Genomic DNA, 15416 nt, shown 5'->3' on the forward strand with positions numbered 1-15416 from the left:
CTGCTCATTTTTAAAACTTTAAAGCGACAGAAACTGTCTGTTCAGTTGACAGTTTCCCTCTGAAATTTGGCGGATTTCGACCAAAAGCTAGCTAAGATTTTAAAGATTTATGTCATTCGCAAAACCGCCACTGGATTATGTTTTAGGCGATAGTCAAAACACATCTGCACTTCGCAGTAAGACAACGCGAAAATCATAGCTAATGTCTTTCGATTTTTTGTACAGCCAGGACTATGTTTTCACACGGTTTCTTTTGCAAAGAGGCTTGGCACTTTTATATTTCATTGGATTTTTAATCGCCGCAAATCAGGGAAGAGGTTTGTTAGGAAGTAACGGCATCCTACCTATTCCGATTTTTTTGAAAAGAACCACCTTCAACAATCATCCCAGCATTTTTTATTTTAAATATTCGGACGAACTTTACACATCACTTGCGTGGATCGGTGTCGCTGTCTCTGCTCTAACCTTTTTTGGGTTCAGCGATTCGTTCGGTCCTATCACTTCCATGTTGATCTGGACACTGCTGTGGTTGCTATATATGTCCTTCGTAAATGTCGGGCAGGTTTTCTATGGTTATGGCTGGGAAATTCTGCTTTTAGAAGCTGGTTTCCTGGCGATCTTTTTAGGTCCAACAGAACAAGCAGTCCCCGTTCCGGTCATTTGGCTTTATCGCTGGCTTTTGTTTCGCGTGATGTTTGGCGCAGGCTTAATCAAAATTCGTGGTGATGAGTGTTGGCGCGATCTAACATGTATGTACTATCACTATGAAACCCAGCCATTGCCAAATCCACTAAGTTGGTTTTTTCATCGCTTGCCGAAATGGTTTCAGAAACTGTCGCTGCTTTACAACCACTTGGTTGAACTTGTGATGCCTTTTTTTTATTTCTTCCCGTCGTACCTCGGATACATCTCGGGACTTTCAACAATCTTGTTTCAAAGTTTGATTGCGTTAAGTGGAAACCTAAGCTGGTTGAATTTGATTTCCATTGTTCTGTGCATTTCATGCTTCGATGATAATTTCTTTAAATTTTTCAGCGAGCTCCCACCGATTGTTGCCGAAGGCCCCACATTCTGGCAGCCCCCCGTCATGTTTTTGGTCACAGCTATTTTACTTTTCCTTAGTAAAAAACCTTTAATGAATATGATTTCAAAACGCCAGGTCATGAATCGCAGTTTTGATCCGTGGCATTTGATGAATACCTACGGCGCTTTCGGCAGCATCACCCGCGAACGGATGGAGGTAGTTTTAGAAGGAACCTTGATTGAAAATCCTGATCAACATACCCAATGGGTTGAATATGAATTTAAAGGAAAACCGGGAAATCCCCAGCGTTGTCCTCCGCAAGTAAGTCCTTATCATTTCAAAATCGATTGGCAAATGTGGTTCGCCGCGATGTCTGATTATCGCTATCATCCGTGGATCTTAAATTTCGTCGGAAGAATTCTTTCTGGGAATAAGGATGTTATCGATTTACTCAAAGAAGATCCCTTCGACGGTCAACCGCCGAAATACATTCAAGCAAAGCTGTATCGTTATTCATTTACAAAAAATTTAAAAGAAGGCTGGTGGGAGAGGACTTATCTGGGACTTTACCTGCCTCCGCTCAGTTTAGATGATGAAAGTTTTAGAATTTATTTATTAGAAGAAGGCTTATTTCCTGAGGAGGAATAATGGGCGACATGACATTACCCTGGTGGGAGTTTGTGCTACGGGCTTGGGCCGTTTATTTCTTTTTAGTCGTGATCCTAAGAGTTTTAGGACGTCGACAAATCGGTGAATTCAGTCCGTTTGATCTGATCGTGTTGTTGCTTTTAAGTGATGCGGTTCAAAATTCCCTGATCGGCGGGGATGAATCTTTAGCAGGTGGATTGATTGTTGTAACCACTCTTTTGCTTACTGAATATGGCATCGGCTGGTTGACGTTCAAATTCAAGCCAGTCTCTTCAATCATCGAAGGTGAACCGAAGCGACTGATTGAAAATGGGGTGATTAATGAAAAATTAAGAAAAGATGAACATTTAAGTGATAACGATCTTAAGGAAGCTTTACGCGCGAAAGGTGTCGCCAATCCCAAGGAAGTTCTGTTGGCCATGATTGAAACCAATGGCCACATCACCGTCATTAAGAAGGACGAAAAATTTAAAGACTCACCGCCAAAATTTTATCGGACAAAGAAACCTCGTCGGGCTGCAAGTCCACCACAAGCGGAGAAATCTTAAGTCCTTTGCTTTGGGCTTCTCTTAAAAGTCTGCCGTATTCTGGATCAATATCATCGGCAGGCGCAAAGGTATGACAGTCATCGCGCTGAATGGTGAAAACGATTTCAGCCGAATGACCTTGCTCTATCAGATTCATCAATTCGCGTAAATGTTTTTGGGCGCGCTCGGAAACGGCGTCAGGGAATTTTGCGATTCCCTCTTCTGCCAACGTTACGTTTTTGACTTCGATGAAATGAACCTTGTCAGAGTTTTGACTTTTTAAACCAAAATCCAAACGAGTTTCCGCATTAATTTTGTATTCTGGTTTTACTTCATGAAAAGCTGACCAAGCAGCGAAACTTCCCGTCACATCATTTCGGCCCACAACATTTTGCAGAGCCTCTTTCACTACAGTGTTTGGTGTCGCCGTATTGACTCCCACCCAACTGCCGGATGGCGATTTGATCATCTCTAATGTGAATTTCAATTTGCGTTCTGGGTTTTTGCTTTCAGAAAACAGACAAGCTTGGCCAGGATTATTGATGCTTTTAAGGCTTCCGGTGTTGGGGCAATGGGCCGTAACCACCTGACCTTGAAAATCAATATCCGCGAAAAAGCGTTTATAGCGTTTTAGGAACACACCCTCTTGCAGCTTTGATGAAAACTTCATGAAAATACCTCGATAAAGCGCCACCTTAATCAACCTGGAACGCTTTTGTCGAGGGTCGATGAAAAGGGCCCGCCTGACTGCGTTGTCAGGCCTTTCATTTTGCATTCGAACCTTTTTGATCGTCCCTTATTTTACACGACTGATGAAAAGCTCTATTATGCATGGCGTAATTCGATGCAAATACCCTGGGGTAAGACTAGAAGGGAGTGTTCTAAAAAAGAATGCTAAAGGAATGGTCCTATGTTGCAGAAAAAGCCAATAACTCCAAAGCCTTCGTGGCTTAAGGTGCGCGCGCCGTCGGGCGAAAATTATACGCGTATCAAGGAGATGATGAGCGACCTGAAACTAGCGACAGTTTGCCAGGAAGCGCGTTGCCCAAATATCGGCGAGTGCTGGTCAGGTGGAACGGCGACAATCATGATCATGGGCGAGGTTTGCACTCGCGGTTGCCGTTTCTGTAATGTGAAGACTGGAAATCCAAAAGGCGTTCTTGATCAATTTGAACCCGAGAAGGTTGCATACTCTTTATCGCAAATGAATTTGGAATACGTTGTTATTACAACCGTAGACCGCGATGACCTTCCTGATCAAGGTGCTGAACATTTCGTTCGCACTGTAACGACAATTAAAAAATTGTCTCCGAATCTGATTATCGAAATTTTGGCTGGTGATTTCCGTGGCGATCAAGCTTTGGTAAATCAACTGACCGATGCTAAGCCTGATGTGTATGCGCACAACATTGAAACTGTAGAGCGTTTAACGCCAAAAGTTCGTGATCCGCGCGCAGGTTACCGCCAAAGTTTACGCGTTTTAGAAATGGTGAAAGAGCGTGATCCAAGCCGTTACACGAAGTCTTCAATCATGTTGGGACTTGGTGAAACCGACGAAGAGATTCTGCAAACTCTGAAAGATTTGCGCGCTGTTGGCTGTGACGTAGTGACCTTTGGTCAATACTTACAACCCACCCCAAGACATTTGAAAGTAGTGGACTATGTCACTCCTGAAAAATTTCAAGAGTGGCAAACTATCGCTGAAGGCATGGGCTTCTTATATGTAGCTTCTGGTCCTTTGGTACGCAGTTCTTACCGAGCTGGTGAATTCTTTATGAAGGGAATCATCAATAAGGAAAGAGCTCAATTGAACATGAATTTAATAACAACTTTTTAGGACTCATAAACGGAAAGGAACTTTCTCAACATGGCAACTGACGTAAAACTGCCCGAACTTGGCGAAGGTGTTACAGAAGGTGAATTAGTAAAATGGTTGGTAAAACCCGGCGACTCTGTGAAAGCCGATCAACCTATCGCTGAAGTATTGACGGACAAAGCAACTGTTGAGGTTCCATCTCCTGTTGCTGGTGTTGTTAAAGACGTAAAATTTAAAGCTGGTGATGTGGTTAAAGTTGGTTCAACTATGATCACTCTTGAAGCTGGCGCTGGTGCGACAGCTTCCGCTCCTGCGGCAAAAGCAGCCCCTGCTGCTCAAGCTTCGACTCAGTCCAGTTCCGCAGCTGCCGCTGCTGCACCTCCTGCGCCCGGCGCGGGAAAGGTTCAAGACGTAAAACTACCTGAACTTGGTGAAGGTGTTACTGAAGGTGAACTAGTTAAGTGGTTAGTTAAACCAGGTGACTCTGTAAAAGCGGACCAAGCTATTGCTGAAGTATTAACTGATAAAGCGACTGTTGAGGTTCCAACTCCAGTAGCTGGTGTAGTAAAAGACGTTAAATTTAAAACTGGTGATGTGGTAAAAGTAGGATCAACTATGATCACTCTTGAGGGTGCTGGTGGCGCTACTGCTGCTGCAGCTCAACCTCCAGCGGGTGCTCAACGTGAAATCCCAGCTTCTGCGCATGCGAACTTTGCTGCATCTTCTGCTCCGGCTCAAGCTTCGACTTCTACTAGCTCAGCTCCGGCTGGTGCTTCTGCTGGAATTTTCCCTCCAGTAGCTGATTCAAAAGTTCTGGCGACTCCTGCGACTCGTCGCTTGGCTCGTGAGATGGGTGTCGACATCAATACACTTGGTGGTTCAGGTCTTGCGGGTCGCGTGACTCGTGAAGATGTTATGTCTGCTAAAGGTGGCGCTCCAGCGGCTAGCCAAGCCGGAGCTTCAGCGAAGGCTGGTGGCATGACTATTCCTAAACCTTCTTACCAAGGACCTGCTGGTGCTGCTGAAGAGCGTGTGCCATTAATCGGTATCCGTAAGAAGATTGCTGAAAACATGCAACGTTCTAAACACGTGATTCCTCACTTCACTATCATGGATGAAGCGAAGGTTGATGCGATGGTTGCTTTGCGTGAAGGTCTAAAAGAACATGCTGAAAAACAAGGAACTAAGATCACTTATCTTCCGATCGTTATTAAAGCGTTGATCGCGACTATCCGTGAATTCCCAATGTTCAATGCTTCTATCGACGATGCTGCGGGTGAAGTTGTTTACAAAAAATACTTCAACATCGGTTTTGCCGCTGACACTCCAAACGGACTTGTTGTTCCAGTCATCAAGAATGCAGATCAAAAATCTATTCTTGAAATCTCTAAAGAGATTTTGGACCTTTCAAAGCGTGCCCGTGACGGTAAGTTGAAACCAGATGAAATGAAAGGTGCAACTATCACTGTGACGAACATCGGTTCTATCGGTGGTACTTACGCGACTCCAGTGATCAACCATCCTGAAGTGGCGATCCTTGGTATGTACAAAATCGATGAAAAACCAGTTATTAAAAATGGCCAGTTAGCAGCAATCAAAGTAATGAACTACACGATGACTGCAGACCACCGTTTGATCGACGGCGCTGTAGCGGCAAGATTCTTGGCTGCCTTCATCGCTCGTATCGAAAATCCTGGTAAATTGTTAGTGGAGTTAGTGTAATGCAAAATTTTGACGTAGTAGTTATTGGTGCGGGTCCTGGCGGTTATGTAGCTGCCATCCGCTCTGCTCAACTTGGTTTTAAAACTGCTGTTATTGAACGCGAGTTCCTTGGTGGCGTGTGCTTGAACGTGGGTTGTATCCCATCTAAAGCTATGATCGTTGCAACTCACCTTTTACATAAAGCTCAACATAACTTTAAAGATATGGGTTTGATGATCAAAGGTGACATCAGCGTTGATATGAAACAGCTTGTGACTTGGAAACAATCTGTTTGTGATAAAATGTCTGGCGGCGTGAACCAACTTCTTAAAGGTTATGGCGTTACCATCATTAAGGGTGAAGCGAACTTTAAAACTTCTAAAGAAATCACGGTGAAGTCAGCCTCTGGAACTGAATCAGTTCAAGCAAAGTACTTCATCGTGGCAACAGGTTCTCGTCCCATTGAAATCCCTGGTTTCAAATTTGACGAAAAAGATATCTGCTCTTCAACTGGTGCGTTGGCTTTCGATACTATTCCTAAGCGCGTGGCAGTTATCGGTGGTGGTTACATCGGTTTAGAGATTTCTTCTTACCTAAAAAAATTAGGCTCTGAAGTGACCGTGATCGAAGCTCAATCAGCATTGCTTGCTGGTGTGGTTGACCCAGACTGCGCTCAGGTTGTTGAACGTAAGCTTAAAAAATCCGGCGTGAACATCATGTACGGTGCTAAAGCTAAAGGTCAGAAAAAAGTTAAAGACGGTTACGAAGTGACTGTTGAAATCAACGGCAAAGAAGAAGTTGTTAAATGCGACAAAATTCTTGTGACTGTGGGCCGTCGTCCAAATGGCGATCAAACAAACTTGAAAGCCGCTGGCATTACGGTTGATGAACGTGGTTTCGTTAAAGTTGATGCTCAACGCCGCACAAATGTTTCTAATATCTTTGCTATCGGTGATATCTGTGGCCAACCAATGCTTGCGCATAAAGCTTCACACGAAGGTGTGTTGGTAGCTGAAGTGATTTCTGGCGCCAACCGCGTTTACGACGCAAAAACAGTTCCGGCAGTAGTATTTACTGACCCAGAAATCGCGTCTGCGGGTATGACTGAAGCTGAATGCAAAGCGAAAGGTTATAACGACCTTATGATCGGTAAATTCCCATTCGGAGCTAACGGTCGCGCAGTCAGCATGATGGAAACAGATGGTTTCGTGAAAATGATCGCTGATAAAAAGACACATGTTCTTTTGGGCGTTCACATCGTTGGACCAGAAGCTTCTAACTTGATTTCTGAAGCAGTTCTAGCAATCGAAATGGGTGCAAGAATCGAAGATCTTGCATTGTCGATCCATCCTCACCCAACATTGGGCGAAACAATGATGGAAGCAGCGGAAGCGACTTTGGGTCACGCGATTCACATCATTCAAAAACCTTTGAAGCACTAAGATTTGAGTTTCAGCAAAAAGTTTTTGTAGAAAATGGAGTTGGAAACAACTCCATTTTTTTTGGTGTCGTTTTGTTCAGGCACTGTTCGTGCATAATTCTTTTTACCATTAAAAAAAGTTGTCACTATGACACTGAATTCGGGGGAATTTATGAAAAGAATTATCTTCGCAATGCTATTCGTGTGCGGATTGGCACCGATGGCTCAAGCAGACATCCAACCTTTCGGTGATGAAATAAATAATGTTGAAAACTCGTGGATCAGACCGGGTCCTCCGGGACGTCGTCCGGATCCGTATCCAGGGCCCGGTTATCCGCCGGATCGCCCAGGTCGCCCACCGGGACCGGGTCGTCCACATCCACCTCACAATCCAAATCCACCTCCTTACAGAATTGAATACATCACGTGTTCATCTTGGAACTATCAATACAACGAATGCTACTTCCATCCATGGGGAGTTCAGCAAGTTCGTTTGAACAGCCGCCACACTTATGATCCTTGTATCTGGGGTCGCACAGCGGGTGCTTACGGAGATCGCGTGTGGGTGAGCAACGGTTGCCAAGCAACTTTTGAAATCATTCGTTACTAGTTCCTTAGTTTTTTGAACTCCGACTATAAAAAGCCCCGTTTGAAATAACGGGGCTTTTTATTTTTGTTTGTTCACGGTGTTTGTTTCAGCGCAAAGTCCTTTCGGGAATTCGTTGTTATAAATAAATCATGAATACAAGAATTGGAATTTCCGGTTGGGTTTATCCTCCTTGGCGTGGGATTTTTTATCCTGAAGATCTTAATCAAAAAAAGGAACTGCACTATGCTTCACGGCAAGTGCAAAGCATAGAAATCAACGGCACTTTTTATTCTTCACAGTGGCCGAATTCGTTTAAGCATTGGTATTCCGAGACACCTGATGACTTTTGTTTTTCAGTCAAAGGACCACGTTACATTACCCATATACGCCGTTTGAAAGAAGTCGAAATTCCATTAGCTAATTTCTTTGCTACGGGTGTTCTTTATCTAGATGAAAAATTAGAGGTCTTTCTTTGGCAGTTCCCGCCGAACTTTCTATTCGACGAAGAACGGCTTGAAAACTTTTTTAAGATGCTTCCTAGAAGTTTCAAAGAGGCGGCGAAGTTTTCAAAGAAAGCGGATCGTCACCCAATTGAATACCCCAAACATATTGCTTCAGCCAACCGGCCATTAAGACATGCCATCGAGATACGTCATCATAGTTTTGAAAATCCTGATTTTATAAAGTTGCTACGAAAATACGACATCGCTTTGGTCTTTGCTGATACGGCAGGCACTTGGCCCTATATGGAAGATATCACAAGTGACTTCCTATATCTGCGACTGCACGGACCGGAGGAACTTTATAAGAGTGGCTATGATGATCCAACTTTAAGATGGTGGGCAGATCGTATTAAGACGTGGACTGAAGGTCGTCAGCCTAAGGATGCTTTGACGATTATCGATGAAAAACCTGAAGTGAAGACACGTAAAGCTTATATTTACTTTGATAATGACATCAAAGTTCGCGCGCCATTTGATGCGCAAACTTTGATGAAGTTTTTAAAATCTAAAACTAAAGAGACTTTTTCATCTCAGTCAGAGCTGTCGTTGTAGCTTTATATTTTTCTAATTTTGCTTCCGGCAGCGACAGCGCTTGGTCGATCGATGCTTTGGCTTCGTCCTTTAGTTTTAGATTCTTTTGAATTTCTGCTAAATTCTTCAGGTTCATGAATTTTAAGTCTGAACCTAGCTCTACAGCTTTTTTAGCTTCTGGCAGCGCCTTCGTGAAATCTTTTTGGCGCACATAGTACGCTGACAACTTCATATGGTAAACGTAGGTGTCAGGATAGGCCGTGACTAACTTTTGCAACCACTCCCCTTCTTCTTTCGCTAAGCCTGCTTTTCTGAAATAAGGAAGTCCCGCTAAGATTTCTCCCGGTCGGTCGACTGATAAATTCTTTTTTTGCAGGCTTTGCTGTAATTGCGCTTTCACAGCATCAGCAAGCTTTTCATTTTGGGCAGCTGTCGACGAGGTGTGTAGGGTCGCTAGAATCTCTTCGTGCTCAAATGGTGCTAAGTCAGAGACTTTCCATTCTGCAAAGAGCTTTTTGGTCTTTTCTTCAGACAGGGCAAAGCCAGATAAAAGCTCTAAGTTTTTTTGAAGTTCTGCCTTTAATTCTGCGGGGATTTTCTTTTTATCTTCGTAAAGCCCTGCCCAATCATTACGTGCAGTGATCGCTGTGTACGATTCTGGCTGCTTCTGAATCCACTTCTTTAAGATGGCGATGTAGGCGTCGCGATTTTTTTGATCTTTAAGATCTTTGTCCGCTGCTAAGCCCATTTCGCTATAAGCATAGAAGTGATTCATCTCGCCAACTTTTGCATACCACTTCACTGCAGATTCTAAGTCCAGGCGATTAAAGGCTTGCTCTGCCATGAAAGTCATCGCAGCTTTGTCCCCTGCTTCAGCTTTTTTCTGAACATCGGCTAAGGAAGTTAGCTTTTTCGAAAGCACAGATTTCAATTCTGCGACAAGCGCAGGTGCTGGTTTAAAATCAAGAATGCGATAAAGCTCTTCACCCTTTTCATTTAAGATTAAAAGTGTCGGCAAAGCGCGAATCGCGTATTTTTCACCGAATTCCTTATTCGTTTGCATGTCCGCATTTAGCGCCAACTTCACAAGTTTCTTAGAAGCCTTCTTAAATTCCGCAGTACCAAACACTTCAGTTTCTAAACGAACACAGGCCGGGCACCAAGGGGCACCAAAATCGACAAGCACTAATTTCTTTTCTTTAGACGCTTTCAACAAAGCAGCCTCAAGATTGTTTTCAATGAAACCATGGCTATTCACATGAACTTTTGATGAAACAGGGAGTTCTTTGCGAACCGCTTTTAAAGGTTTATCACCCACAAGACCTGCCTCAGATCGGTAGGCAAACTTATGCTCTTCACAAACAGTCTTTTTATCATCACAGACGTAAAAAGAAATCTCATAGGATTTTCCTGCCACCGAAGAAATATCAAAAACCATTTTCTGTTCTTCTTTGGTAGACGGAGAAATCTCTTTCCCATTCGCCATCAACGCAGCTGGAGCTTCTTTATTAAAATGAAATCCCGAAGCAATCGTCGCAGTCCACTTGTTATCTTTAACAGCAACTTGAACTTTGCCATCAGTAAGACGCGCAAAACATGCTAACGAAAAAAATAAGGCAAAAATAGAAATCAAAATTTTCATATTCCCACTCCTAAAAACATTGAAACCAACTGTACCAGCGAGCCTTCGACACTCAACAAAAAACATCGATTTTTCGCTACAGTCCATTTTTTATTTCTCCTACGTCGCATCAACGAGATTGGATTTTAGAGTAGATCTATGGTGCTTATCCCGCAGCGAGGCTTTGCCGGCGCATGGATGCGCGACAAAAATAGCAGGATGCTGTTTTTGCGCGTCAGCCCCGCAGGGGTTGAGGGCAGGAGCCCTCAACAACCGCAGCTTTGCTGCGGCGGCAACTGAGCCACGATGGCGTCCTCGCGTAGGCTAAGCACCATAGATCTACTCTAAAATCCAATCCCCGTTCGAAGCCACGTCTCAGAGGAGGAATAAAAATCCGAGGCCGTTTCAGTGCTTGCCAATTTACTTCACAATGTCGTTCTTTTAGACACCCGGGGTCCTTCAGATGGAATGGATGGATCTTGAAGGGTCTTTTTCTAGCATGTCCCTTGCTATGTATGCGGGTATGGATAACAAACAAAATACATCAGCATTAAGTCGTTTTGTCTCAAAAAGAAGCACTCGTGGGTTTTTGGGCTCTTTGGCTCTTTTAACTCTTATGGTGGGGCTTTTTAACTCAGCAAGCTTTCCGGTTGTTGTAGCAAAAATCCAGAAGATTCAAAAGATTATCTTAGACGGCGTAGTCTTTTCTAAAGACCCAGAGATCGTCTATAACCGCGATGAAATCTTAAGTGACTACGAAAACCGTATTTCAGAAGAATTCACGATCCCAGCGGGATTACGTGATCGCGCTGGCTTCTGGTTTGACATTTATACTCGTTATGATTCCATGAAAAAGGTTGTTCATCACGTTGAATATCCTTGGATTGTTTTTCAAGTAGTTGATATTTCAGACATCATCAATAGCCCTACTCCAAAAGCTCGTTGGATGAGAAATCTGAAAGCCGATGATTTTGTTTCTAATGAAGTGCAAAGCATCCGTGAAGCATTAAAAGAAATGGCTCGCACGGGTCGCGCGGAAAACGAACTGCAAGAGTCTTTGGCTACGGCTTTGGAACCTCTTAAAGGCAGCCTTAAAGAAAAAGCTCAAGCCGCAGCTAAGAACGTGCGCGTGCAAACAGGCCAAAAAAACTTCTTTGCTGAAGGTTTAGAAGTAAGTCCAATTTATTTAAGCGGCATGGAAGAAATCTTCCGTGAACACAAACTTCCAATCGAATTAACTCGCTTGCCGTTCGTTGAAAGCAGCTTTAACCGTCACGCCGTTAGTAAAGTGGGTGCTTCAGGTATTTGGCAATTCATGGATTACACAGGTAAGAGCTTCATGATCGTGAATGATCATATTGACGAGCGCAACTCGCCATTTAAAGCGACTGTGGCTGCTGCTAAACTTTTAAAAGAAAATCACATGATCCTTAAGCGTTCATGGCCTTTAGCTATCACGGCGTGGAACCACGGCCCAGGCGGTATGCGTAAAGCTATGAAAGGTGCTGAGAGCGAAGATTTAGCTCATATCATCAATAACTACAATTCGACGACTTTTGATTTTGCGTCTTCAAATTTTTACTGTGAATTCTTAGGCGCTTTGTACGCGCAAATGTACCATGAGCAAATTTATAAAGGCTTAGAGTACGAAAAAACTTTGGATCTTCACAAAGTAAAATTAGCTAGAGCTATTTCGGCAAAAGAACTTCTTCGTCGCAGCAAGCTTGCCCATGAAGAATTCATTTTGTTCAATCCAGACTTGAAAAAGGCCGTTGATCGCAATGCTAGCATCCCGTCAGGATTCACATTCATCGTGGATAATAAGGCGATGGCTGAATTAAAAAGCCTGATCACTAAAGACATCCGCCCGCTTGATGGAACGAAAGTTTCTCAAGTTGATCGCGAAGATAACTTAAGCCAAAACTAAAAGGCGAGTGCGCTTTGCGCACAAGCTAGAACAATAAACCAGAACCAAGGCTGTTCAAAAGTAGTCAGATGCAAGGCGGAGGATCCTGGCTGCAACGGAGGCGTACCTGGAAGGTACGTCGGAGAGCAAGCCAGGACCGCACAACGAAGTCAGCTGGCTGCTTTTCAACGGCCGCTATTTCAAGCAGGTGTACTGAACTTGGTATTCTGCGGTTGGCAGCATTTCGTCGAATACTACGTTTAGGCCTTCGATCTTTCTTGTGCCTGTGTATACTTGGCCATCTTTTAAAACTACGACACTTCTCATTGAATCAACTACCGGCTCGCAAGCTAGAGTGATTGATTTTAGTGTTTTTCTGACACCTTCAGCGATGCCTTGTACTTGGGCTGCATAATCTGTGGCGCAGACGTCACCAATAACACCACCGGTTAGCTTAGAAATTTGGTCGTAGCGGAAGCCTGCAGAGTAGCCTTCACCACTTAAGCATGCTTTGTCGCCAGGGCGTGCGATGATGGAATGGAAACTCATTGCTTTTTGACCAGCGAAACTATCTTGGATGAATTTCACGAAGTTACCTGGATCATTTTTTTCGCCATTTGCTGATTCGTCTTCATCGGAAATCACTACAACCGCCAATTGAGCGTCAGAGCGGATAAAGTTCGTGTTACCACCCACAGATGCTAATGATCTTTCAACTGCACGGTAAGCAGAATAGATACCTTGCTCAGCACCACTTCCCGTTTCAGGACGTTGCAAAGTCATACCCAAAGTGTATCTGGCATCGGCATCAGCCATTGATGAATTCAAGATGTAGGAATTTGTTTTTCCGTATAATGGTACCAATCGACCGTCACCTAATGTTTTATGAGTTGGGTCTGTTGTCGTAACAGCGATCTGCCAATCAAGACCTTTCACCACATCTAGAAAGTTACGAACACGTGAAGCCATGGATTTTTGTTCGTATTGCATTGACCCTGAGTTATCGATCACAAATAAGATATCCACTTTTTTGTATTCGTTCACTGTCACGGTTTGCGCCATTTGTTTGTACAAAGATGAAACTTTGAACGTGATGGCTTTATCAGAGCTTTGGGTTAATTTATCCACCGCATAAACTGTAAACGTATATTCGCCACCAGCCATGCGCGGGAAAATAACTTTGTTCTGCCCAGCGGCACAGGGTTTCGCAATCTGTCCGAACTGGCAAGTCACTTCTTTCACACCCGCACCGGCATCGGTGACTGTAAAAATAATTTCTACATCAGTTCCTTCTTCCACACTTGCAGAAGGATATTTTGAAAACAAGATTTCCGGTGGCAATTGATCAATCACAATACTTTGCGTGTAACACTTACTTAAACGACCATCGTGATCACGAAACTGAACACTTAATGGCACAGACTGATTAGTCTTAGAACTTACCATTGATTTGCTATCGGCATAATCAACCCATACGCCATTTGCACAAGTTGCGTTTTCAGACACTTTCATATGAGCACTGAAAAAAGGTGGGTAAAAATCTACTAACAAATTAGTGGAAGCAGTCAGTGTTTCACCTTTGTTAATTTCTAGGCCTTCGCGATCGGCCGGTGCGGAAGGTTCTGTGCCGGGTTGATCCGTAGTAGTCTCGCCGTTGGATCCCTCACTCCCTGAAGAATCCGAACCGGGCTCCGTGACCACTGAAAAATCTTCGTTGTTCAAATCCTTTAGAACCTCGGTGCCCTGGCCATTTTCCAAACAGCCTGTCAGCATCATGCCTGCAACCAACACAACAATCAGTCCTAGATTCTTCATAAGCCTTCTCCTGTGCTATGTCTTGATTGTGAGGTCAGGTCGTGAGGATTTTCAAACGAATCTCATTCTGAAATTTTTGTGAATAAGGATTATACACAAGCACTAAAATTGCTGGCTAAAACCTGATCAGTTCATGGGAAAAACGTGAAAAATCACACTTTTGCATGACAAGTATTTGGGACTGCAATTATGATTTCAGCCAATGGCAGATCTTATTTTTCAAGACTGGGGCCTGATCGACTACGAAGAGGCTTTAGCAAAACAAACTGCACTGATTGAAAAAGTTCAGGAAGAAAATCTTCCTGGTTATCTTATTTTCTGCACTCACTCCCCTGTTGTTACCTTAGGCAGAGCTACTAAAGAAGGTGACGTTTTTAACTGGCAAGGAAAAGTCGTTGAAGTATCCCGCGGAGGTCGCGCGACTTATCATGGCCCAAGCCAATTGATCGTTTACCCGATTTTGAATTTAACCCAACAACGTAAAGGTCGCAGAGATCGCGAAGTCGTTGGGTTCTTGCGTGTGTTTGAAGACTCGATAGTTGAAGTTCTTCGTTCCTATGGAATTGAAGCGCAAGGAAGATCCGTACAAAAAAGTTCCGTCAATGAATCTGAAGCCGATGAAACTGGCGTTTGGGTGGGACCTAAGAAACTAGCGTCTTTAGGTATTGGTGTTCGTAGGTGGGTTACCTATCACGGCGCTGCGATCAATTTGAAGTTTGATCCTAAGGCTTTTGTGGGAATGAACCCGTGCGGTTTTTCCACCGACACCATGATTAGCTTAGAGCAAATCTTAAATGAGCCAGTGGACGTAAACCTATTTAAAGAACGTTTAAAGAATAAACTATTACAAGCTCTCTGAGCGAGTGTACTTGCTAAGCCAGTGATCCACGGACCAGCGACCTGCCCCGTGCAATACGAAGAACAACGAAGCAAATAGATACAATAATGCCATTTCTTTTTTGGCAAATGGATCAGCACCGTGCGCGCCGAAAGCTGCCACGGCCATAGTTATCATCACAAACAAAGCTGAAGGACGAGTTAACAATCCCGCCGCCAAGAACAAACCACCCATAAGCTCTGCAAGAGCTGCACACCATGCTAAAAAATCAGGGGCAGGAAAACCCATCATCTGAAGATGCGTAACAAATCCTTCAGGCGGAGGCATCTTTCCTAAGCCATGGGAAAAGGCCATCGTCAGACCAATGAAAATTCTAAGGGATGCTAAAGCAAGATCGTCATATTTGGTGTTATAATTTTTTGCTGAAAGAAGACGGGTTAAAACTGTGCGCATAAATTCCTCCGCTTGCACAGAAGT

At 43.8% G+C, this 15416-nt stretch carries 13 protein-coding genes; 9 read left to right on the forward strand and 4 right to left on the reverse strand.

Translation table 11 applies throughout. The features are described from left to right. Positions 1-265: 265 nt before the first annotated feature. A complete protein-coding gene (locus tag MNR06_RS08540) occupies positions 266-1672 on the forward strand; it encodes a lipase maturation factor family protein (RefSeq protein ID WP_243534937.1) in 1407 nt (468 codons plus the stop codon). Further along, a complete protein-coding gene (locus MNR06_RS08545; RefSeq protein ID WP_243534939.1) occupies positions 1672-2220 on the forward strand; it encodes a DUF421 domain-containing protein in 549 nt (182 codons plus the stop codon). The genes MNR06_RS08540 and MNR06_RS08545 overlap by 1 nt, the downstream gene beginning before the upstream one ends. On the opposite strand, the gene sfsA is transcribed toward MNR06_RS08545, so the two are convergent. Then, positions 2141-2869 (reverse strand): DNA/RNA nuclease SfsA, encoded by a 729-nt coding sequence (sfsA, locus tag MNR06_RS08550; protein ID WP_243534941.1) that lies wholly within the window; start codon positions 2867-2869, stop codon positions 2141-2143. The two genes, MNR06_RS08545 and sfsA, sit on opposite strands and share 80 nt — an antisense overlap. 240 nt (positions 2870-3109) lie before the next feature. Here sfsA and lipA point away from each other — a divergent pair, with 240 nt between their 5' ends. From lipA to MNR06_RS08575, 5 genes are all read left to right on the forward strand, one after another. After that, positions 3110-4036 carry a lipoyl synthase gene (gene lipA, locus MNR06_RS08555; RefSeq protein WP_243534943.1) on the forward strand — a complete coding sequence of 309 codons (927 nt, stop codon included), beginning with the start codon at positions 3110-3112 and terminating at the stop codon, positions 4034-4036. A gap of 30 nt (positions 4037-4066) precedes the next feature. After that, a complete protein-coding gene (locus MNR06_RS08560) occupies positions 4067-5737 on the forward strand; it encodes a 2-oxo acid dehydrogenase subunit E2 (protein WP_243534946.1) in 1671 nt (556 codons plus the stop codon). Beyond that, positions 5737-7158, forward strand: coding sequence for a dihydrolipoyl dehydrogenase (lpdA, locus tag MNR06_RS08565; RefSeq protein ID WP_243534949.1), 1422 nt, complete (start codon positions 5737-5739; stop codon positions 7156-7158). Before MNR06_RS08560 ends, lpdA begins: the two co-directional genes overlap by 1 nt. 150 nt (positions 7159-7308) lie before the next feature. Next, the gene (locus tag MNR06_RS08570) at positions 7309-7746 is read left to right on the forward strand and encodes a DUF3011 domain-containing protein (RefSeq protein ID WP_243534951.1); all 438 of its coding nucleotides are present in this window, start codon (positions 7309-7311) and stop codon (positions 7744-7746) included. A 125-nt stretch (positions 7747-7871) separates the two neighbouring features. After that, on the forward strand, positions 7872-8780 hold the full coding sequence (locus MNR06_RS08575) for a DUF72 domain-containing protein (RefSeq protein ID WP_407933216.1): 909 nt from the start codon (positions 7872-7874) through the stop codon (positions 8778-8780). Here the strand turns inward: MNR06_RS08575 and MNR06_RS08580 are convergent. Then, a complete protein-coding gene (locus MNR06_RS08580; protein ID WP_243534957.1) occupies positions 8740-10401 on the reverse strand; it encodes a thioredoxin fold domain-containing protein in 1662 nt (553 codons plus the stop codon). The two genes, MNR06_RS08575 and MNR06_RS08580, sit on opposite strands and share 41 nt — an antisense overlap. Before the next feature lie 442 nt (positions 10402-10843). On the opposite strand from MNR06_RS08580, the gene MNR06_RS08585 reads away from it, so the two are divergent. Further along, complete coding sequence (locus MNR06_RS08585) at positions 10844-12307, forward strand: lytic transglycosylase domain-containing protein (RefSeq protein WP_243534958.1); 1464 nt, start codon at positions 10844-10846, stop codon at positions 12305-12307. A 174-nt stretch (positions 12308-12481) separates the two neighbouring features. Here the strand turns inward: MNR06_RS08585 and MNR06_RS08590 are convergent, their stop codons facing one another. Next, the gene (locus MNR06_RS08590; RefSeq protein ID WP_243534961.1) at positions 12482-14101 is read right to left on the reverse strand and encodes a hypothetical protein; all 1620 of its coding nucleotides are present in this window, start codon (positions 14099-14101) and stop codon (positions 12482-12484) included. 202 nt (positions 14102-14303) lie between these two features. Between MNR06_RS08590 and lipB the strand changes: the two genes are divergently transcribed. Continuing rightward, the gene (gene lipB, locus MNR06_RS08595; protein ID WP_243534963.1) at positions 14304-14960 is read left to right on the forward strand and encodes a lipoyl(octanoyl) transferase LipB; all 657 of its coding nucleotides are present in this window, start codon (positions 14304-14306) and stop codon (positions 14958-14960) included. Here lipB and MNR06_RS08600 read toward each other — a convergent pair. After that, the gene (locus MNR06_RS08600) at positions 14946-15392 is read right to left on the reverse strand and encodes a DoxX family protein (RefSeq protein ID WP_243534966.1); all 447 of its coding nucleotides are present in this window, start codon (positions 15390-15392) and stop codon (positions 14946-14948) included. The two genes, lipB and MNR06_RS08600, sit on opposite strands and share 15 nt — an antisense overlap. Positions 15393-15416 lie beyond the last annotated feature (24 nt).

Origin of the sequence: Bdellovibrio reynosensis (assembly GCF_022814725.1) — a bacterium.
Classification (GTDB): Bacteria; Bdellovibrionota; Bdellovibrionia; order Bdellovibrionales; family Bdellovibrionaceae; genus Bdellovibrio; species Bdellovibrio reynosensis.